At 69.6% G+C, this 19,230-nt stretch carries 16 protein-coding genes and 1 riboswitch; of the genes, 9 read left to right on the top strand and 7 right to left on the bottom strand.

Going from position 1 to position 19,230, the window contains the following annotated elements; translation table 11 throughout:
* Positions 1–20: 20 nt before the first annotated feature.
* Positions 21–482, bottom strand: coding sequence for a hypothetical protein (locus ACWGI6_RS12125; protein ID WP_453267390.1), 462 nt, complete (start codon positions 480–482; stop codon positions 21–23).
* Positions 483–578: 96 nt separating this feature from the next.
* On the opposite strand from ACWGI6_RS12125, the gene ACWGI6_RS12120 reads away from it, so the two are divergent.
* The gene (locus ACWGI6_RS12120; RefSeq protein WP_453267389.1) at positions 579–1,562 is read left to right on the top strand and encodes a diacylglycerol/lipid kinase family protein; all 984 of its coding nucleotides are present in this window, start codon (positions 579–581) and stop codon (positions 1,560–1,562) included.
* A gap of 320 nt (positions 1,563–1,882) precedes the next feature.
* A complete protein-coding gene (locus tag ACWGI6_RS12115; protein ID WP_003983230.1) occupies positions 1,883–2,140 on the top strand; it encodes a WhiB family transcriptional regulator in 258 nt (85 codons plus the stop codon).
* 178 nt (positions 2,141–2,318) lie between these two features.
* Here the strand turns inward: ACWGI6_RS12115 and ACWGI6_RS12110 are convergent, their stop codons facing one another.
* Together ACWGI6_RS12110 and ACWGI6_RS12105 are read right to left on the bottom strand one after the other, a co-directional pair.
* The gene (locus tag ACWGI6_RS12110) at positions 2,319–3,791 is read right to left on the bottom strand and encodes a sensor histidine kinase (protein ID WP_393907727.1); all 1,473 of its coding nucleotides are present in this window, start codon (positions 3,789–3,791) and stop codon (positions 2,319–2,321) included.
* Positions 3,792–4,159: 368 nt separating this feature from the next.
* A complete protein-coding gene (locus tag ACWGI6_RS12105; protein WP_453267388.1) occupies positions 4,160–4,807 on the bottom strand; it encodes a TetR/AcrR family transcriptional regulator in 648 nt (215 codons plus the stop codon).
* A 161-nt stretch (positions 4,808–4,968) separates the two neighbouring features.
* Here ACWGI6_RS12105 and ACWGI6_RS12100 point away from each other — a divergent pair, with 161 nt between their 5' ends.
* Together ACWGI6_RS12100 and nagB are read left to right on the top strand one after the other, a co-directional pair.
* The gene (locus tag ACWGI6_RS12100) at positions 4,969–5,730 is read left to right on the top strand and encodes an SDR family oxidoreductase (protein WP_453267387.1); all 762 of its coding nucleotides are present in this window, start codon (positions 4,969–4,971) and stop codon (positions 5,728–5,730) included.
* A 236-nt stretch (positions 5,731–5,966) separates the two neighbouring features.
* The gene (gene nagB / locus ACWGI6_RS12095; RefSeq protein ID WP_453267386.1) at positions 5,967–6,749 is read left to right on the top strand and encodes a glucosamine-6-phosphate deaminase; all 783 of its coding nucleotides are present in this window, start codon (positions 5,967–5,969) and stop codon (positions 6,747–6,749) included.
* A gap of 358 nt (positions 6,750–7,107) precedes the next feature.
* Here the strand turns inward: nagB and ACWGI6_RS12090 are convergent, their stop codons facing one another.
* The 4 genes from ACWGI6_RS12090 to ACWGI6_RS12075 all read right to left on the bottom strand — a co-directional run bounded on the left by ACWGI6_RS12090 (position 7,108) and on the right by ACWGI6_RS12075 (position 11,947).
* Positions 7,108–8,661 carry a glycoside hydrolase family 3 protein gene (locus ACWGI6_RS12090; RefSeq protein WP_453267385.1) on the bottom strand — a complete coding sequence of 518 codons (1,554 nt, stop codon included), beginning with the start codon at positions 8,659–8,661 and terminating at the stop codon, positions 7,108–7,110.
* A gap of 8 nt (positions 8,662–8,669) precedes the next feature.
* Positions 8,670–9,509 carry a carbohydrate ABC transporter permease gene (locus tag ACWGI6_RS12085; protein WP_453267384.1) on the bottom strand — a complete coding sequence of 280 codons (840 nt, stop codon included), beginning with the start codon at positions 9,507–9,509 and terminating at the stop codon, positions 8,670–8,672.
* A complete protein-coding gene (locus ACWGI6_RS12080) occupies positions 9,506–10,573 on the bottom strand; it encodes a carbohydrate ABC transporter permease (RefSeq protein ID WP_453267383.1) in 1,068 nt (355 codons plus the stop codon). The genes ACWGI6_RS12085 and ACWGI6_RS12080 overlap by 4 nt, the downstream gene beginning before the upstream one ends.
* Positions 10,574–10,678: 105 nt before the next feature.
* Complete coding sequence (locus ACWGI6_RS12075) at positions 10,679–11,947, bottom strand: extracellular solute-binding protein (protein ID WP_453267382.1); 1,269 nt, start codon at positions 11,945–11,947, stop codon at positions 10,679–10,681.
* Positions 11,948–12,188: 241 nt separating this feature from the next.
* Between ACWGI6_RS12075 and ACWGI6_RS12070 the strand changes: the two genes are divergently transcribed.
* From ACWGI6_RS12070 to ACWGI6_RS12050, 5 genes are all read left to right on the top strand, one after another.
* On the top strand, positions 12,189–12,950 hold the full coding sequence (locus ACWGI6_RS12070; RefSeq protein ID WP_393907728.1) for a GntR family transcriptional regulator: 762 nt from the start codon (positions 12,189–12,191) through the stop codon (positions 12,948–12,950).
* Positions 12,951–13,177: 227 nt separating this feature from the next.
* Complete coding sequence (locus ACWGI6_RS12065; RefSeq protein ID WP_453267381.1) at positions 13,178–13,438, top strand: DUF3311 domain-containing protein; 261 nt, start codon at positions 13,178–13,180, stop codon at positions 13,436–13,438.
* 59 nt (positions 13,439–13,497) lie between these two features.
* Positions 13,498–15,123, top strand: coding sequence for a monocarboxylate uptake permease MctP (gene mctP, locus ACWGI6_RS12060; protein ID WP_453267422.1), 1,626 nt, complete (start codon positions 13,498–13,500; stop codon positions 15,121–15,123).
* 238 nt (positions 15,124–15,361) lie between these two features.
* Positions 15,362–15,513, top strand: a riboswitch (cobalamin riboswitch).
* 162 nt (positions 15,514–15,675) lie between these two features.
* Complete coding sequence (locus ACWGI6_RS12055) at positions 15,676–18,108, top strand: ribonucleoside-diphosphate reductase subunit alpha (RefSeq protein ID WP_453267380.1); 2,433 nt, start codon at positions 15,676–15,678, stop codon at positions 18,106–18,108.
* Positions 18,108–19,157: a ribonucleotide-diphosphate reductase subunit beta gene (locus tag ACWGI6_RS12050; RefSeq protein ID WP_393907625.1), complete on the top strand. Its 1,050-nt coding sequence runs from the start codon at positions 18,108–18,110 to the stop codon at positions 19,155–19,157. The genes ACWGI6_RS12055 and ACWGI6_RS12050 overlap by 1 nt, the downstream gene beginning before the upstream one ends.
* Positions 19,158–19,230: the final 73 nt, after the last annotated feature.

Below are 19,230 nucleotides of genomic sequence, written 5' to 3'. Positions count from 1 at the left end.
GTCGGGTCTCGGGACGGTCCTCAGGGCGTCTCCCGCGGCCCGATGCCCAGCGCCTCGGTGGCCGTCGGATTGACCAGCAGAACGAGCACGGTCAGCGCGGCCACGGCCAGCCCGACCCCGGCCGCGATCAACGCGCCACCGCCGTTGACGAGCGTCCAGGCCACCGGCAGCGCCACGATCTGGGTGATCAGCGAGGGCCCCCGGCTCCAGCGGCGGCGCAGCCACAGCCCCCGCGCGGCCACCAGCGGCAGCACCGCGAGCGCCAGGACGGTCAGCCCGCCCATTTCCGCCTGCTGCGGGCTGTCCGGCGATCCGGCGAGACCCATGATCAGCATGTACGCACCGAGGGCGGCCAGCGCGAGACCTTCGACCGCGGTGAGCGCTGCTGCGGCGCTCAGCCGGGCGGGCCGCGGGCCGGTCGGCTCGGGCGCGGCGGGGGCGTCGGCGGCTCGGGACGCGGACTGCTTCTGCTGACTGCTCACCCCAGCAGGGTAGCGCCGGCAGCCACGGCGGCCGGGGCTGCCCCGGAGCCGGACGGGCCGTATGGCCGGTACCAGCAGGTAGGTACGCTGCTCCATATGCGCGCACTTCTCGTGGTCAATCCCGCAGCAACCACCACCAGTGCCCGCACCCGTGAGGTACTCACCCACGCGCTCGCCAGCGACCTCAAGCTGGAGGTCGCACAGACGCGGTACCGCGGGCATGCCCGCGATCTCGCCCGGCAGGCCACCGAGGGCGGGGAGACCGACCTGGTGGTGGCGCTCGGCGGCGACGGCACGGTCAACGAGGTCGTCAACGGTCTGCTGGCGAACGGCCCCGATCCGGACTCGCATCCCCGGCTGGCCGTCGTCCCCGGCGGCTCCACCAATGTCTTCGCCCGCGCGCTCGGGCTCCCCAACGACGTCGTCGAGGCGACCGGCGCCCTGCTGGACGCACTGCGCGACGGCAGCGAGCGCACGATCGGCCTGGGGCTGGCCGCCGGCACCCCGGGCAGCGAGGACGAGGGCGTACCGGAGCGCTGGTTCACCTTCTGCGCCGGGTTCGGTTTCGACGCCGGTGTCGTCGGCCGGGTCGAGCAGCAGCGCGAACGCGGCAAGCGTTCGACCCACGCCCTGTACGTGCGACAGGTCGTACGGCAGTTCCTGGGCGAGGCGAACCGCCGGCGGGGCGTCATCACCCTCGAACGCCCTGCCGGGGCCGAGGGCTCCGCGAAGCGCGTCGAGGACCTCGCGCTGGCCATAATCTGCAACACCGCTCCGTGGTCCTACCTGGGCAATCGGCCGATCTACCCGTCACCGGACGCCTCGTTCGACACGGGCCTGGATCTGTTCGCACTGAGCAAGCTCTCGCCGCCCGCGGTGACCCGGTACGTCACCCAGCTGCTGACGTCAACACCCCAGCGCGGACCCCGGGGCAAGCACGCACTCTCACTTCATGACCTCACGAACTTCACCTTGCATTCGCAGGTTCCCCTGCCGTTCCAGATGGATGGTGACCACCTGGGACTGCGTACGAGTGTGACGTTCACAGGCGTTCGCCGTGCACTGCGTGTGATTGTGTGAGCAGTAGAGCCTAAAGTCCTTTCACTCGAACGTTTAGGCTGGTTCCCACCCCCTGGAATGACGGCTGTGAGCTAGGCGACACCAAGGAATCAAAAAAAAGTTTCCGGAAGGGGTTGTATCCGCAGCCGAGGTTTGCGAGTCTCTTCATGGCGATCGGGACGGCCGCTTTACCGGCCCCCTTGAGAGCCCGAATCCTCCTCCTCATTCCACAGGACCGCGCCAGTTCTCGACTGGAGTTCGGCCCTTCCCTTGTGGAGGGATTCGTGAAAGCGTTCACATTCACAAGCAACGATCCCGTCACACGAGGAGATGGAGCAGCCATGGACTGGCGTCACCGCGCCGTTTGCCGCGAGGAAGACCCCGAGCTCTTCTTCCCTATCGGCAACACCGGTCCTGCGCTGCTGCAGATCGAGGAAGCCAAGGCCGTCTGCCGCCGCTGCCCCGTCATGGAGCAGTGCCTGCAGTGGGCGCTCGAGTCCGGCCAGGACTCCGGCGTCTGGGGTGGTCTGAGCGAGGACGAGCGCCGCGCAATGAAGCGCCGTGCAGCTCGCAACCGGGCGCGCAACGCCAGCGCCTGAGCCAGCAGCCCCGTGGCCCCCGAGCCGCAGCGCGCAGTACCCCCGATGCACGTCCGGAGCTGACAGGCCCGGTCGTTATCGCATCGCAATAGCTTTGAGCCCCGGACCGGATGGGTCCGGGGCTTCCTGCTGTTCAGGGCCGGGCGTGGGCCGGTGGCCCCGTCGGCCGGCCCCGGTCTCAGTGCTGCTTCTCGGCCCGTACGGGTACGTCGAGGATGACCTGGGTACCGCGCTCGGGCGCCCGCACCATGTCGAACTTTCCGCCCAACTCCCCCTCCACCAGGGTCCGTACGATCTGCAGCCCCAGGTTTCCGGCGCGCTGCGGATCGAAGCCCTCGGGCAGGCCGCGGCCGTTGTCCTGGACGGTGACCAGCAGCCGCGGCTCGGTACGGCTGCCGCCGCGCACCGCGCCGACCTCGACCGTGCCGTGCTCCGTCTGGTCGAAGGCGTGCTCCAGGGCGTTCTGCAGCACCTCGGTGAGCACCATCGACAGCGGGGTGGCCACCTCGGCGTCCAGGATGCCGAAGCGTCCGGTGCGGCGGGTGGTCACCTTCCCCGGGGAGATCTCCGCGACCATGGCCAGCACCCGGTCCGCGATCTCGTCGAACTCGACCCGCTCATCGAGGGTCTGGGACAGCGTCTCGTGCACGATCGCGATCGAACCGACCCTGCGCACGGCCTCGTTGAGCGCCTCGCGGCCCTGTTCGGAATCCATCCGACGGGACTGCAACCGCAGCAGCGCGGCGACCGTCTGCAAATTGTTCTTCACCCGGTGGTGGATTTCCCGGATGGTGGCGTCCTTGGTGATCAGTTCCCGTTCGCGACGTCTCAGTTCGGTCACATCGCGCAGCAAAACCAGCGAACCGCTGTGTGTCCCCTTGGGTTTGAGCGGAATGGCGCGCAATTGGATAACGCCTTCCTCGCCCTCGACCTCGAATTCCCTGGGGGCCCAGCCGCTGGCGAGCTTGACCAGCGCCTCGTCCACCGGACCGCGGGCGGGCGCCAGTTCGGCGGTGGCCTGGCCGAGGTGATGGCCCACGAGGTCCGCGGCGAGTCCGAGCCGGTGGTAGGCGGAGAGCGCATTGGGGCTGGCGTACTGGACGACACCGTCCGCGTCGAGCCGGATCAGTCCGTCGCCGGCCCGCGGCGAGGCATCCATGTCGACCTGCTGGCCGGGGAAGGGAAACGTTCCGGCAGCGATCATCTGGGCCAGGTCGGACGCGCTCTGGAGGTAGGTGAGCTCCAGCCGGCTGGGGGTGCGTACGGTCAGCAGGTTGGTGTTGCGGGCGATCACACCGAGCACCCGGCCATCGCGGCGTACCGGGATGGACTCGACGCGTACCGGGACCTCCTCCCGCCACTCCGGGTCGCCCTCCCGGACGATGCGGCCCTCGTCCAGGGCGGAATCCAGCATGGGACGGCGGCCACGGGGAACGAGATGGCCGACCATGTCGTCCTGATAGGAGGTGGGGCCCGTGTTGGGCCGCATCTGGGCGACCGATACGTAGCGGGTGCCGTCGAGGGTGGGCACCCACAGCACGAGGTCGGCGAAGGAGAGGTCGGAGAGCAGCTGCCACTCCGAGACCAGCAGATGGAGCCACTCGAGGTCGGTGTCGCTCAGAGCGGTGTGCTGGCGTACGAGATCGTTCATGGAGGGCACGTCTTGGAGCCTACCGGCGTACGGTGTATCTGTTGTGTCTGCATGGGCATGGACAAGTAAGAATGGTCTAGTCCAGAATTCAGCAAAGACCTCCGCTCTCCCCGCACAGGAGAGCGGAACGAGGCCGAAGGCGCTCTCTGCCCTGACTGCGCCGAGGCCTCCGATCGACCGGTCCCTGGGCGGGACCGTGCCCCTACCGCACACAGGGGCGCCTTCCGCCCGCTAGGCGGGGCCGGCCGATGTCAGCTCCGGGCTGCGGTGCCGGACAGGTTGAGGGTCCTGTCCCGGCGCCGCGGCCCGCGGGTGCTTCCGGGGCCTTCAGCGGGTGGTTGCGCCCGCCGCCCCTCCCGGCCGGGCGTTCAGCGGGGCGTTCCGCTCGCCGCCCCCGGCCAGGCCTTCAACGCCAGCTCGGCGATCGCTTCCAGCTCCGTGCGCTCCGCGCCGTCCCGCGCCTGCTGGGACATGCCCTGGACGACGGCACCGACGTAGGTGGCCAGCGCGTCCGCGTCCGTGTCGGGGGGTAGCTCGCCGGAGGCGATGTCCGCCCGGATGGCGCGGGCGATCCCCCGGACGTTCGAGCGCCTCATCTCCCGCAGGGATGCGGCGACTTCGGATGACGCGGGCGAGGTGTTCAGGGCGGCGCTGATGACGAGGCAGCCGCGGGGGCGACCGGGGAGGGTGTATTCGACCGCGGCCTCGCGCAGCGCCCGCTCGACGCCCCGGCGGGCGGTCGGCTCCTCGGCCACGGCGCGGGCGAGGAAGCCTCCGTGGTGCCGTCCGTACTCGGCCACGACCTCGTCGAACAGTGCCCGTTTGTCGCCGAAGGCGGCGTAGAGGCTGGGGGCGCTGATGCCCATGGCGCGGGTCAGGTCGGAGATCGAGGTGGCTTCGTAGCCCAGCTCCCAGAAGGAGCGGACCGCCTGCTCCAAGGCCGTCTCCCGGTCGAAGGACCGGGGCCGGCCGCGTCGCTTCGTCGCCTCGGTCGTGCGGGTCTCCTTGGTCGCCATGACGGAATTCTATAGCGGGCGGTACGGAACGCGTGCTACGGTTTTTCTGTAGCGAGCGATACATAAATGGCTCGGTGCGAGGGCGCGCACGTCGGCACGGGCGGACGCAGGCGGGCGTGCGGCCACAGACATCCATGTCCGGATCAGGGAGGGGCACTGCCATGAGTGCGCTCAGCGGCAAGACGGCACTGGTGACCGGCGGCAGCAGAGGGATCGGACGGGCGATCTCGGAGCGGCTGGCGCGGGACGGCGCGCGCGTCGGGGTGCATTACGGCCGGGACGAGGCCGCGGCCAAGGAGACGGTGGCGAGCATCGAGGCCGCGGGCGGGCAGGCCTTCACCGTGCCCGCGCGACTGGGCGGGGCGGGTGGGCCCGAGGCGCTGTGGGCGGCCTTCGACCCACAGGCGGACGGCCTCGACATCCTGGTCAACAACGCCGGCACGGACGGCAGACGGGAGCCGATCCCCCGGGTCGCCGAAGCGGACTTCGACCATGTCTTCGCGGTCAACACCAAGGCACCGTTCTTCATCACCCAGCTCGGTCTGAGCCGGCTGCGGGACGGCGGCCGGATCATCAACACCTCGACGGGGCAGACGCACGGGAGGGCCAAAACCGAGCTGATCGCCTACGCCATGACCAAGGGCGCGATCGATGTCTTCACCCGGACCCTGGCGAAGGAGCTGGCCCCGCGCGGCATCACGGTCAACGCCGTCGCCCCCGGCGCGGTCGACACGGACATGAACGCCGGCTGGTTGCGCGGAGCGGCGAACGCCGAGGCGCAGTCGACGGTCCGGGCGATGTCCCCGCTGGGCCGGATAGCGGACGCCACCGACATCGGTGATATCGCGGCCTTCCTGGCCTCGGACGACAGTCGTTGGGTGACGGGACAGTGGATCGATGCGACGGGAGGTGCGCTGCTCTGACGGCATCCGGAGACGTCCGACGGGGCCTGATGCCGTCCGGCGGGGCCGAAAGGCGGTTGCCGGTTGCCGGTTGCCGGTTGCCGGTTGCCGGTTGCGGAGGACAGGTGCCCGACTCGTCATCACCCCGACGGGAAAACGTGCCCTTGTGTTCGGAAGCGCCGCCGGGTCCGGAGGCCTCCGCTCTGATAGATTGGTCTATACCACATGGGACCATTCTCCAGAACGGCAGGCCAAGCGTGGAAGTTGTCATCGTTCCGGACGCCACGGCAGGCGGCGAGCTGATCGCGGGAGCCATCGCCGCCCTGCTGCGCCGTAAGCCCGATGCGCTGCTCGGTGTGGCCACCGGCTCTACCCCGTTGCCGATTTACGAGGCGTTGGCGGCGAAGGTCCGGGCCGGCGCGGTGGACGCCTCACAGGCGCGTATCTGCCAGCTCGACGAGTACGTCGGTCTGCCGGCCGGGCACCCCGAGTCCTACCGTTCGGTGGTCCTGCGCGAGGTGGTCGAGCCGCTCGGCCTCGGCGAGGGCTCGTTCATGGGGCCCGATGGTTCGGCCGAGGACGTCCAGGCCGCCTGCGAGGCGTACGACCGTGCGCTGCGTGCGGCCGGCGGTGTGGACCTCCAGCTGCTCGGCATCGGCACGGACGGGCACATCGGCTTCAACGAGCCCTGCTCGTCGCTCGCTTCGCGTACCCGCATCAAGACGCTGACCCAGCGGACCCGGGAGGACAACGCCCGGTTCTTCGACAGCCTCGACGAGGTGCCGCACCACGTCATCACCCAGGGCATCGGCACCATCCTGGAGGCCCGCCATCTGGTGCTGCTGGCCACCGGCGAGGGCAAGGCCGATGCCGTGGCCCATGCCGTCGAGGGCCCGGTCGCCGCGCTGGTACCGGCGTCGGCGCTGCAGCTCCATCCGCATGCAACGGTCGTCGTGGACGAAGCCGCGGCCGCCAAGCTGAAGCTCGCCGACTACTTCCGTGCCACCTACGCCGCGAAGCCGGAGTGGCAGGGGATCTAGGGGATCTGGGGAATCCGGGAGTCCGGGGTCCCAGGGCGGCGGCAGCGCGTCGTCGGGCGGCATCCCGCGGGGTGCGGCAGCAGGGCCGCCGGGAGGCGGCCGGAGTGGGTGCCGGGCGGCGGCCGGAGTGGGTGCCGGGCGGCAACCGGGGTGGTCCTGCGGGCCGCCCCTGCCGCGTCGCGTCCGGGGCGGCCCGCCGTCGGACCTGAGTGAGCGGCAGGTTCCGAGGGAGCGAGCGCCGAGTGCCGCAGGGAACCCCCGCGCCCCAGCGGGGCAGCCCGCATCGCGCCCCCATCAGCTCCGACGCAAGTGGGCCAGTGCCCGCGCCCCATGGCTCCGACGGGGCGCGGGCCTGGGCTCACTCCCCGCTCGCCGGCTCCCGGCGCCCCGTGAGGACTTCGGCGGCGGCCCGTCCGCAGACGCGGGCGGCCCCGTGGGTGGCGATATGGGGGGCGCCTCGGGGCGGGGACTGGGGGACGCCCATTTCGACGACCGCGGTGTCGGGGCGGGCGGCGAGGAGGGTGCCCAGCGCGTCGGCCATCCACGGATGGCGGTGGACGTCGCGGACCACGGCGACGACGCGGCGGTCCCCGGCCGCCGTGAGCAGACCGTCGATCAGCCCGGCGGGGCCGGCCGCGGCGGCGGACTCGGCGGTGCAGGTGGTGGTCCCGGTGCCCGGGAGCAGACGGGCCAGTTCGGCGGCGACGCCCCAGGGCGTGTCCTCCCCCACGGCGATATTGGCGAGGGGGGTGAAGGCGGCGACGTAAGCGGGCGTGGCCAGTGGCTCGTACGGGCCGTCGGCGGTGAGGCGCAGGGCGCGCCGGGCCGCGGTGAGACCGATCCCGGGCGCGGGCACGGTCCCCTCCCCCGCGCCCGCGCCGCGGGTCCAGCGCGCCAGGGCACGCACCCGGCCCGCGGCGTCGGCGAGCCGGTTCTCCGACAGCTCACCGTCGTGCACCGCCCGCACCAAGGCGTCACGCAACCGCAGCACGGTGTCCTCGTCCGCCAGCCCGCCGCCCACACAGATGGCGTCGGCACCGGCCGCGATGGCCAGCACGCTGCCGCGTTCGAGGCCGTAGGTGGCGGAGATGGCCTGCATCTCCATCCCGTCGGTGACGATCAGTCCGTCGAAGCCGAGTCCGCCCTCGGCGACGGGGGCGCGCAGCAGACCGTGCAGCGCGGCCGGGCTGAGCGTGGCGGGGTGGTCGCCGTCCAGGGCGGGCAGCAGGATGTGTGCGCTCATCACGGCCCGGGTTCCGGCGGCGATGGCGGCGCGGAACGGCACCAGTTCGCGTTCGTGGAGGGTGGCCAGGTCGGCGGCGATGCGCGGCAGGTCGTGGTGGGAGTCGACGGCGGTGTCGCCGTGGCCGGGGAAGTGCTTGGTGCAGGCGGCGACACCGGCGGACTGCAGGCCGTCGACGTAGGCGGCGGTGTGCCGGGCCACCAGCTGCGGGTCGGCGCCGAAGGAGCGGACGCCGATGACCGGGTTGGCGGGGTTGGAGTTGACGTCGGCGGAGGGCGCCCAGTTGAGGTTGATGCCGCAGTCGGCCAGCCGGCGGCCGAGTTCACGGGCGACTTCGCGGGTCAGAGCGGTGTCGTCGACGGCACCGAGTGCATGGTTGCCGGGGAAGGAGGAGCCGCCGCGCACTTCGAGGCGGGTGACATCGCCGCCTTCCTCGTCGATGGCGACGAGGAGGTCCTCCCGTTCGGTACGCAGCCGGCCGGTCAGCGCGGCGAGTTGTGCGGGGTCGGCGACATTGCGGCCGAAGAGGCCGACCGAGGTCAGGCCCTCGCCGAGCCGGCGCAGCAGCCAGTCGGGGGCGACGGTGCCGTCGAAGCCCGGCTGGAGGACGGCGAGCGCGTCGCGGGTGAGGGTGTCGGCGGAGCGTACGGAGCGTACGAGCGGGGTCATGGGCTGCGTTATCCCTTCACTGCGCCGGAGGTGAGACCGCCGACCGCCTTGCGTTGCAGGAACAGGAAGAGGACCAGGATCGGGACGGCGAAGATCGAGGCGGCGGCCATGGTGGCACCCCAGTCGTCCCCGAACTGGCTCTGGAACTGGGAGAGCCACAAGGGCAGGGTGCCCATGGCCGGTTCCTTGTTGAGGACCAGCACGAGCGGGAATTCGTTCCAGGCGGTGATGAAGCCGAAGAGCGAGGTGGCCATCAGACCCGGCGCCAGCAGCGGGAAGACCACCTTGAGGAACGCCTGCCGGCGCGAGCAGCCGTCGACCATCGCGGACTCCTCCAGCTCCTTGGGCACCGCGGCGACATAGCCACGGAGCGTCAGCAGGGTGAAGGGCAGCACCATCAGCATGTAGAAGCAGGTGAGCGGCACCAGGCTGTTGAGCAGATCCGCGTCCCGGACGATCAGGTAGATGGAGATCACCATGACCTCCCAGGGCGCCATCTGGGCGATCATGAAGGTCAGCAGGATGCCCCTGCGGCCCTTGAAGCGCATACGGGACAGGGCGAAGGCCCCACAGAGCGCGATCACCAGCGAGAGGCCCACGGCGAGCACGGTCACCACGACCGAGTTCCCGGCCAGGGTCCAGAAGTGGGGGGCGCTCACCGCCGTCGCGAAGTGCTCGAAGGTGCCGTGGAAGGGGAACCACACGGGGTCTTCGGTGATGATGTCCCGGGTCGGCTTGAAGGCCGTACTGAACATCCAGTAGACGGGGAAGACGAAGCCGAGGGCGAGCACGATCGCCGTGGCGTTGGGCCAGATGCGGCCGGCCGTCGCAGAAGCAGTGCGCTTCACCGCTCGTTCTCCTCTTGCTGTTCCTGCCTGAGCGTCAGTCTCAGGTAGTACGCGGTCATCGCCAGCAGCACCACGATCGTCAGCAGGGAGATCGCGGCGCCCATGCCGAAGTGGAGGTTGCCGACGCCCTCGGTGAAGGCGTAGATCGGCAGTGTCTCGGTGAGCCGGTCGGGGCCGCCCTCGTTGATCGCGAAGATCTGCGGGAACGCCTTGAAGACCCAGATGATCTCCAGGAACGTCGTGGCGAGGAAGAACGGCTTGAGGAAGGGGAAGGTGACCGACGTGAAGACCTGCCAGGTGCCGGCGCCGTCCATCCGGGCCGCTTCGTAGAGCTCCCTGGGGATGGTCGTGGTGGCGGCGTAGAGGTTGAGGGCCACGAAGGGCAGCGACTGCCAGACGATGAGTACGGTGATGACGAAGAACGTCGACAGCTGGGTGCCGACCCAGTCGTAGTGGGCCATGGCGTGCCAGCCGGCCTTGTCCAGCAGCCAGTTGACGACGCCGTAGCGGGAGTCGAAGAGCCACTGGAAGACGGTGGTGGCGGCGATCACCGGCATGGCCCAGGCCAGCACCAGCGCGAGGGACAGCGTGAGGCGCATCTTCTTGCCGAGCCGGGCCAGCAGCAGTCCGATCAGCACGCCGAGGACCATGATCAGGACGACATTGACCGCGGTGAAGACGAGGGTGCGGAGGGTGACCCGCCAGAACTGCTCGCTGCCCAGGATCTCTTGGTAGTTGCCGGTCCCACGCCAGTCGGTGAGGTGCTGGATCAGCTCCTTCATATTGAGGTTCTGGAAGGAGAGCAGCAGGTTGCGGACCATGGGCCAGCCCAGGAGGACCGCGGTCGCGAGCAGGGCGGGCAGCAACAGGAGATACGGGGCGCGGCGGGTGGGGGCAAGAGGAGCGCGGCGGGTGGGGGCAAGAAGAGCGCGGCGGGTGGGAGGGTGAGCAGTGCGGCGGGCGGGGGCAGGGGCGGCGCCCCCGCCGCCCCTTGTGGGCGGGGCGCCCCCCTTGCCGGTCTGCGGCGCGGGCTTGTCCACACCGTCGTCGAGCTGCACTGCCATGGGCCCCTGCTCCCCCTTGTTGCCGTGAAACCTCGGTGCACCTGCTGCCACACGCATCACGCACCTACGGGGCCGGGGACGGCCGGCCCCGTAGGCGGCCGGCGGTTACTGCTTGGCGAGCCGCGCGTTGATCTCGGATTCGATGTCCTTGGCGGCATCGGCCGGGGACTTACCGCCCAGAACGGCCGTCATATAGCTCTTGATCGGGTTCGGTACGTTCTCCACCGCGGCCCACTGGGGAATCAGCGGAGTGGTGCCGCCGGACTTCTCCGCCGCGGGCGCAGCGGCCGCCGCGGCCGGGTTCTCCTGTGCGGCACCGGCCAGGTCGGCGGACTTCGGAGTCCAGCCGACCTCCTTGACCATCTGTCCGTCGTTCTGCTTCGACAGGGCAATCTTCAGGAATTCCTTGGCGAGTTCCTGGTTCTTGCCCATACCGGCGACGGCGAAGTTGGAGCCGCCGAGGAATACGCCCTCGGGCTTGGCCGCGGTCTCACCGGGGATGGTGAAGAAGCCGATGTCGTTCTTGATTTCCGGGTTGGCCTTGATCGCGGTGGCGGCCTCGTAGCCCATGGCGATAACGGCACCGGTCCTGCCCTTTGCGAAGACCTCGGCCTGCTGCGGAGTGGCCTCGTCCTTGTTCTTGGGGGCGGTGCTGAAGGCCTGGTACTGCTTGTAGATGTCCATGGCCTTGGAGACCTTGGGGTCGCCGAGGTTGGAGACCCACTTGCCGCCCTGCTTCTTGACCAGGTCGGCGCCGGTGCCGATGGTCAGGCCGTCGAAGAAGTACCAGTTCTGGCCGGGGAGATACAGCGGCTCGGCGCCGGTCTTCTTCTTGATGGTGTCAAAGGCTTTGAAGAGCTCATTGCGCGTCTTGGGGGTGCCCTTGAGACCGGCCCGGCCCCAGATCTTCTTGTTGTACATCACCACGCGGTTTCCGGCGTACCACGGCAGTGCGTACTGCTTTCCGTCCACGAGCGAGGCCTTGTTGAAGGCGTCGTTCCAGTCGGATCCGATCTCCTGCTTCAGATCGCCGAGATCGGCCAGGGCACCCGCCTTGGCATAGGCGGCGGTCTGGGTGTTGCCGATTTCGACGACGTCCGGCGGGGTGTCCTCGGAAAGGGCGGTGCTCAGCTTCTGCTGAATGCCGTTCCACTGCTGGACCTTGAACTCGACGGTGGCGCCGGTCTTCTTCTTGAACTGCGCGGAGACCTGTTTGGTCCACTGCGCCGGATTCGAACCACTCATCACCCAAACGGTCAGCTTCTGGCCCTTGAAGCCATCCGCGCCCGCCTTGTTGCCGTCGCTGGACCCACAGGCAGCGACACTCACCAGCATTCCCGCGACCGCCGTCGCTGCTATGAGCCCACGCTTCATTGCGCTCTCCCCCAATGGCCGGGTGTGGTCTTTAATGGTTTAGACCAGTGCCCGCAGCTTGGCCTAGACCTTTTGGGGTGTCAAGGGTGTATAAGAGTCGCTGTCAGGTCCGTTACCGGACCGACATCTGGCGAGCCGGGACCTGCAAGGGAGCGCGGGAAACCCACCCGTGCCACGATGTGAGCCGCTACGTACGGAGGAGCCGGTGACGGCAGCACCACAGGAGTCGGAGAGGCGGGGCATGGAGACGGACGGGGGCAACGGTGCCGGCAGCGGGGGCGGCACGCGCACCGCGCGGGTACCCAAGTACTACCGCCTCAAGCGGCACTTGCTGGAGATCACCGAGACCCTGCCGCCCGGCACCCCCGTCCCGCCCGAGCGCACCCTCGCCGCGGAGTTCGACACCTCGCGCACGACGGTGCGTCAGGCCCTGCAGGAGCTGGTCGTCGAGGGCCGATTGGAACGCATCCAGGGCAAGGGCACCTTTGTCGCCAAGCCCAAGGTGTCCCAGGCACTGCAACTGACGTCCTATACGGAGGACATGCGGGCCCAGGGGCTGGAGCCCACCTCCCAGCTGCTGGACATCGGCTATGTCACCGCCGACGACCGGCTCGCGGGCCTGCTCGACATCACCACCGGCGGCCGGGTGCTGCGCATCGAACGGCTGCGACTGGCCAGCGGCGAGCCGATGGCCATCGAGATCACCCATCTGTCGGCGAAGCGCTTTCCCGCGCTCCGCCGCAACCTCGTCAAATACGCCTCCCTCTACACCGCGCTGGCCGAGGTCTACGACGTCCGCCTGGCGGAGGCCGAGGAGACCATCGAGACCTCGCTCGCCACCCCGCGCGAGGCCGGTCTGCTGGGCACGGACGTCGGCCTGCCGATGCTGATGCTCTCCCGGCACTCGCTCGACGCACAGGGGCAGCCGGTGGAGTGGGTGCGCTCGGTCTACCGGGGCGACCGCTACAAGTTCGTCGCCAGACTGCGCCGCCCCACGGACTGACCCGTCACCCCGGGGGCCGCCCCGGGGTACGGCACACCCCTCGACGCCCCCGCTTCCGTCACCGCCCGCCCCAAACCGGGATGAACCAGGCAATTGACCGCGCAGCGGGGGTGCCTCCGGGTGGATTCTTCATACCGATATGCGGACAGCTAGTGACGCGCGCCACGCCCCTGCCATAGATTTCCAGCCGATTACACAGGCAGCAGCCAGGGGACGGAGCCGCGGTCATGACACAGTCAGTCGAATCACCGGATCGCAGACAGGTGGTCACACCCACGCGGGTGATCGCCGGAGTCTGCCTGATCGCTCCGTTCGTGGCGATGCTGTGGGTGAGCTCGTACGCCAGGATCGAGCCGAAGCTCATCGGGATCCCGTTCTTCTACTGGTACCAGATGACGTGGGTGCTGATCTCGACCGTGCTCACGGTGGTCGCGTACAAGCTGGTGCAGCGTGAGCAGCGCGCCCGCAAGGGCGGTGTGGCCCGGTGACTCTCACCACGACAGCGGCGAGCACCTCCGAGGCTCTCGCCGCCTCCTCGACCAAGGGCATCAACGGCGTGGCCCTCGCCGTCTTCATCTTCTTCTTCCTCGCCGTGACGGTCATGGGGTTCCTGGCCGCCCGCTGGCGCAAGGCCGACCAGTCCGCCAGCCTCGACGAATGGGGGCTGGGCGGCCGCAGCTTCGGCACCTGGGTGACATGGTTCCTGCTGGGCGGTGACCTCTACACCGCGTACACCTTCGTGGCCGTCCCGGCGGCGATCTACGCGGCGGGAGCGGCCGGCTTCTTCGCCGTGCCGTACACGATCCTGGTGTACCCCCTCATCTTCACCTTCCTCCCCCGCCTCTGGTCGGTCTCGCACAAGCACGGCTACGTCACCACCTCCGACTTCGTGCGCGGCCGCTTCGACTCCAAGGGCCTGTCGCTGGCCGTGGCGCTCACCGGCATCCTCGCCACGATGCCGTACATCGCGCTCCAACTGGTCGGCATCCAGGCCGTCCTGGACGTGATGGGCATCGGCGGCGGCGAGCACACCAACTGGTTCGTCAAGGACCTGCCGCTGCTGATCGCCTTCGCCGTGCTGGCCGCGTACACCTACTCCTCGGGTCTGCGGGCACCGGCGCTGATCGCGTTCGTCAAGGACGGGCTGATCTACCTCGTCATCGCCGTCGCGATCATCTACATCCCGATCAAGCTGGGCGGCTTCGACGCGATCTTCGACACGGCCGGCAAGGCGCTCGCCCAGCCCGGCCCGGTCGCCGGCAAACCGCGTGGCGAGCTGATCAGCGGCCCCAACGCCCAATGGGGGTATGCGACCTTGGCGCTCGGCTCGGCGCTGGCGCTCTTCATGTACCCGCACTCGATCACCGCGACGCTGTCCTCGCGCAGCCGCAATGTGATCCGCCGCAACACCACCATCCTGCCGCTGTACTCCCTCATGCTGGGCCTGCTGGCGCTGCTCGGCTTCATGGCCATCAAGGCCGGCACGGACATCCAGGGCAACCCGCAGCTGGCCATCCCGCAGCTCTTCGAGGACATGTTCCCGAGTTGGTTCTCCGGCGTGGCGTTCGCCGCGATCGGCATCGGCGCGCTGGTGCCCGCGGCCATCATGTCCATCGCCGCGGCCAACCTCTTCACCCGCAACGTCTACAAGGACTTCCTCAAGCAGGACGCCACTCCCGAGCAGGAGCACAAGGTCGCCAAGCTGGTCTCGCTGCTGGTGAAGGTCGGCGCGCTGGTCTTCGTCCTCACCATGGACAAGACGATCGCGATCAACTTCCAGCTGCTGGGCGGCATCTGGATCCTGCAGACGATGCCGTCCCTGGTCGGCGGCCTGTTCACCCGCTGGTTCCACCGCTGGGCACTGCTGGGCGGCTGGGCGGTCGGCATGCTCTACGGCACGCTCGCGGCATATGGCGTCGCCAGTCCGACCCAGGCCCACTTCGGCGGCTCCAGCAAGGAGATCCCGGGCATCGGTGAAATCGGCTACATCGGCCTGACCGCCTTCGTCCTGAACGTCGTGGTGACGGTCGTCCTGACCATCGTCCTCAAGGCCGTCAACGCCCCCGAGGGCACCGACGCAACCAGCCCCGCCGACTACGCGGCAGACGCCGGCGACGAGGGCGTCGCCGCCGAACTGCCCCCCGCCACGGCAGGCGCACCGGCCGGCCACTGAACCACCGGCCCGCACACGGCTACGGGCCGCCACGTCCCCCGGGGCGCGGCGGCCCGTAGCCGTTTCCTGCCCCGGGGCGCGGCCCGTGACGGGCCGGCGAGCGCGGTCATGGAGCCCTCCGCTGCTGCCGCCGGACGGGACGAATTGCGTGCCGCAGGCCAGGGGGAGGCCACTGACAGGCACTGTGTGATCACTCACGACACACTAGATGTGGTGGTGCAAGTGAAGAGGCGCCACCACATGTATGCTCGACCTCGCTGTCGCCGCAGGGGAATCCGGTGGGAATCCGGAACTGTCCCGCAACGGTGTTGGAGCGGGCTCGGCCGGCCGGACAACGGCCCTGGCACGCGCCCGTGAAGTCCGAAGACCTGCCGACGGTACGCCCGCACCGCCATGGGTGCGGACGTCGATACGTCCGGGCCCCGAGGGTTGGGCCGGTGGACGCCGCGCGGTGTGCCCGCGCACCCCTGACCTTCACGGGGTGCCGCATGCCCGCGTGCGCCCGTCGCGTCCCTCTCCTCCTGGCCCCCGCCGAGTGAGGGAGAGCACCACGTGACCATCGCGTCAACGGAGCCCGCGTCAGACGCCGAGGTCGTGCCGCCCGCGGTGGCCACGCCTGCCGGTCCCGCCGACGGCGGACCGGGCGAGGACGGTCCGGGCGTCGCCCTGTTGCGCACCCTGACCGAGCTGACCGCGGACCTGACCGCGACCGACCCCGGCAAGGTGGCCGCCGCCGCGCTGCGCGGCCGGCACGCGGGCTCCGACGAGGCCGAACTGCGGTCGCTGGCCACGGACGCCGCCGCCGGTCTGATCGGTGACGAGCCGCAGTACTCCAAGCTCGCCGCGCGCCTGCTCACCCTTGCCATCGCGGAGGAGGCGGCCGGACAGGGGGCGGTCGCCTTCTCCGCCTCCGTCGAAACCGGCCACCGCGAGGGCCTGATCGCCGAGGAGACCGCGGAGCTCGTACGGACCCACACGGCCCGTCTGGACGCGCTGGTCGACAAGGCGCTGGCCGACGGTGCCGATGACCGGTTCGGCTACTTCGGACTGCGCACCCTGCACTCGCGCTACCTTCTGCGCCACCCCACCACCCGTCAGGTCATCGAGACCCCCCAGCACTTCCTGCTGCGGGTGGCCTGCGGCCTCGCCGAGGACCACAGCGAGCGCGCGCTGGACGAGGTCGCCGAGCTCTACCGCCTCACCAGCTCGCTGTCCTACCTCCCCTCCTCCCCCACCCTCTTCAACTCCGGTACCCGCCACCCGCAGATGTCGTCCTGCTATCTGCTGGACTCGCCGCTGGACGAGCTGGACTCGATCTACGACCGCTACCACCAGGTCGCGCGGCTCTCGAAGCACGCGGGCGGCATCGGCCTCTCCTACTCCCGCATCCGCGCCCGCGGTTCGCTGATCCGCGGCACCAACGGGCACTCCAACGGCATCGTGCCGTTCCTGCGCACCCTGGACGCCTCGGTCGCGGCCGTGAACCAGGGCGGCCGGCGCAAGGGCGCCGCCTGTGTCTACCTGGAGACCTGGCACGCCGACATCGAGGAGTTCCTGGAGCTGCGCGACAACACCGGTGAGGAGGCCCGCCGTACGCACAACCTGAACATCGCCCACTGGATCCCGGACGAGTTCATGCGCCGTGTGGAGGCGGACGCCGACTGGTCGCTGTTCTCGCCCTCGGACGCCCCGGAGCTGGTGGACCTGTGGGGCGACGCGTTCGACGCCGCCTACCGCAAGGCCGAGGCCGAGGGCCGGGCGCTCAAGCAGATCCCGGCCCGGGTGCTGTACTCCCGCATGATGCGCACCCTGGCGCAGACCGGCAACGGCTGGATGACGTTCAAGGACGCCGCCAACCGCACCGCCAACCAGACCGCCGAGCCCGGCAAGGTCGTGCACTCCTCCAACCTGTGCACCGAGATCCTGGAGGTGACGAACGACGGGGAGACCGCGGTCTGCAACCTGGGATCGGTGAACCTCGCGGCCCACCTGGGTGCCAACGGTGAGATGGACTGGGAGCGGCTGGACGCCACGGTCCGCACCGCCGTCACCTTCCTCGACCGTGTGGTGGACATCAACTTCTACCCGACCGAGCAGGCCGGGACCTCCAACTCCCGCTGGCGCCCGGTGGGTCTGGGCCTGATGGGCCTGCAGGACGTGTTCTTCCGGCTGCGGCTGCCCTTCGACTCGCCGGAGGCGCGGGAGCTGTCGACCCGGATCTCCGAGCGCATCATGCTCGCCGCGTACGAGGCGTCCGCCGACCTCGCCGAGCGGCACGGCCCGCACCCGGCGTGGTCCGCGACCCGCACCGCCCGTGGTGTGCTGCACCCGGACCACTACCCGAACGCCGAGCCCGGCTGGGCCGACCGCTGGGCGGCGCTGCGCTCCCGTATCGCCGTGACCGGCATGCGCAACTCCCTGCTGCTGGCGATCGCGCCGACCGCGACCATCGCCTCGATCGCGGGCGTGTACGAGTGCATCGAGCCGCAGGTCTCCAACCTCTTCAAGCGCGAGACGCTCTCCGGCGAGTTCCTCCAGGTCAACGCCTATCTGATCGAGGAGCTCAAGGCGCTGGGGCTGTGGGACGCACGGACCCGGGACGCACTGCGCGAGGCCAGCGGCTCGGTGCAGGACGTCAGCTGGATCCCGGCGGAGATCCGTGCGCTGTACCGCACGGCCTGGGAGATCCCGCAGCGCGCCCTGATCGACATGGCCGCGGCCCGTACGCCCTACCTCGACCAGAGCCAGTCGCTGAACCTCTTCATGGCGTCGCCGACCATCGGCAAGCTCAGCTCGATGTACGCCTACGCCTGGAAGCGCGGCATCAAGACGACGTACTACCTGCGCTCCCGCCCGGCGACCCGGATCGCGCAGTCCGCGCGCGGCGGCGCCGCCACCACCGCCCCCGTACCGCAGCAGGCCACCGACCCCGAGGCGGTCGCCTGCTCCCTGGAAAACCCCGAGTCCTGCGAGGCCTGCCAGTAATGACCACCGAGACCAACGCCGCGGCCGCGCACACCGCCACCACCGGCACCAAGAACCTCCTGGACCCGGGCTTCGAGCTGACGCTGCGCCCGATGCGGTACCCGGACTTCTACGACCGCTACCGCGACGCGATCAAGAACACCTGGACCGTGGAGGAGGTCGACCTCCACTCCGACGTCGCCGACCTCGCCAAGCTCTCGCCGGGCGAGCAGCACATGATCGGCCGGCTGGTCGCGTTCTTCGCGACCGGTGACTCGATCGTCTCCAACAACCTGGTGCTGACGCTCTACAAGCACATCAACTCCCCCGAGGCGCGGCTGTACTTGAGCCGTCAGCTCTTCGAGGAGGCCGTGCACGTCCAGTTCTATCTGACGCTGCTGGACACCTATCTCCCCAACCCGGACGACCGCGCCGCCGCCTTCGCGGCCGTGGAGAACATCCCGTCCATCCGGGAGAAGGCCGAGTTCTGCTTCAAGTGGATGGACTCGGTCGAGAGCATCGACCGCCTGGAGTCCAGGGCGGACCGGCGCCGCTTCCTGCTGAACCTGATCTGCTTCGCCGCCTGCATCGAGGGGCTGTTCTTCTACGGCGCCTTCGCCTACGTGTACTGGTTCCGCTCGCGGGGCCTGCTGCACGGGCTGGCCACCGGCACCAACTGGGTCTTCCGCGACGAGTCCATGCACATGGAGTTCGCGTTCTCGGTGGTGGACACCGTCCGCCAGGAGGAGCCCGACCTCTTCGACGACAAGCTGGAGCAGCAGGTCACCGAGATGCTCAAGGAGGCCGTCGAGGCGGAGCTGCAGTTCGGCCGCGATCTGTGCGGTGACGGCCTGCCGGGCATGAACACCGACTCGATGCGCGAGTACCTCCAGTGCGTCGCCGACCAGCGACTGCAGCGGCTCGGCTTCGCGCCGGTCTACGGCTCGGAGAACCCGTTCTCCTTCATGGAGCTGCAGAACGTCCAGGAGCTGACCAACTTCTTCGAGCGCCGGGCGTCCGCCTACCAGGTCGCCGTCGAGGGTTCGGTCTCCTTCGACGACGACTTCTAGGAACCCACCGCGGCCCCCCTTCGACCCGCCCACCTGCCATTGTGAGCGTTCTGTTACCTCGGCAACCGGAGTC

This window comes from Streptomyces sp. NPDC054786 (assembly GCF_053611685.1).
Note: the sequence above shows the minus strand (reverse complement) of the source record. Positions and strands in the feature narration are given on the sequence as shown.

What these genes read in the sequence shown, in the direction of transcription:
- ACWGI6_RS12050 (WP_393907625.1), top strand. Translation starts at nt 18,108, where the DNA reads ATGACCACCGAGACCAACGCCGCGGCCGCGCACACCGCCACCACCGGC.
- ACWGI6_RS12070 (WP_393907728.1), top strand. Translation starts at nt 12,189, where the DNA reads ATGGAGACGGACGGGGGCAACGGTGCCGGCAGCGGGGGCGGCACGCGC.
- ACWGI6_RS12110 (WP_393907727.1), bottom strand. Translation starts at nt 3,791, where the DNA reads ATGAACGATCTCGTACGCCAGCACACCGCTCTGAGCGACACCGACCTC.
- ACWGI6_RS12090 (WP_453267385.1), bottom strand. Translation starts at nt 8,661, where the DNA reads ATGACCCCGCTCGTACGCTCCGTACGCTCCGCCGACACCCTCACCCGC.
- ACWGI6_RS12115 (WP_003983230.1), top strand. Translation starts at nt 1,883, where the DNA reads ATGGACTGGCGTCACCGCGCCGTTTGCCGCGAGGAAGACCCCGAGCTC.
- ACWGI6_RS12100 (WP_453267387.1), top strand. Translation starts at nt 4,969, where the DNA reads ATGAGTGCGCTCAGCGGCAAGACGGCACTGGTGACCGGCGGCAGCAGA.
- ACWGI6_RS12075 (WP_453267382.1), bottom strand. Translation starts at nt 11,947, where the DNA reads ATGAAGCGTGGGCTCATAGCAGCGACGGCGGTCGCGGGAATGCTGGTG.
- ACWGI6_RS12065 (WP_453267381.1), top strand. Translation starts at nt 13,178, where the DNA reads ATGACACAGTCAGTCGAATCACCGGATCGCAGACAGGTGGTCACACCC.
- ACWGI6_RS12120 (WP_453267389.1), top strand. Translation starts at nt 579, where the DNA reads ATGCGCGCACTTCTCGTGGTCAATCCCGCAGCAACCACCACCAGTGCC.
- ACWGI6_RS12105 (WP_453267388.1), bottom strand. Translation starts at nt 4,807, where the DNA reads ATGGCGACCAAGGAGACCCGCACGACCGAGGCGACGAAGCGACGCGGC.
- ACWGI6_RS12080 (WP_453267383.1), bottom strand. Translation starts at nt 10,573, where the DNA reads ATGGCAGTGCAGCTCGACGACGGTGTGGACAAGCCCGCGCCGCAGACC.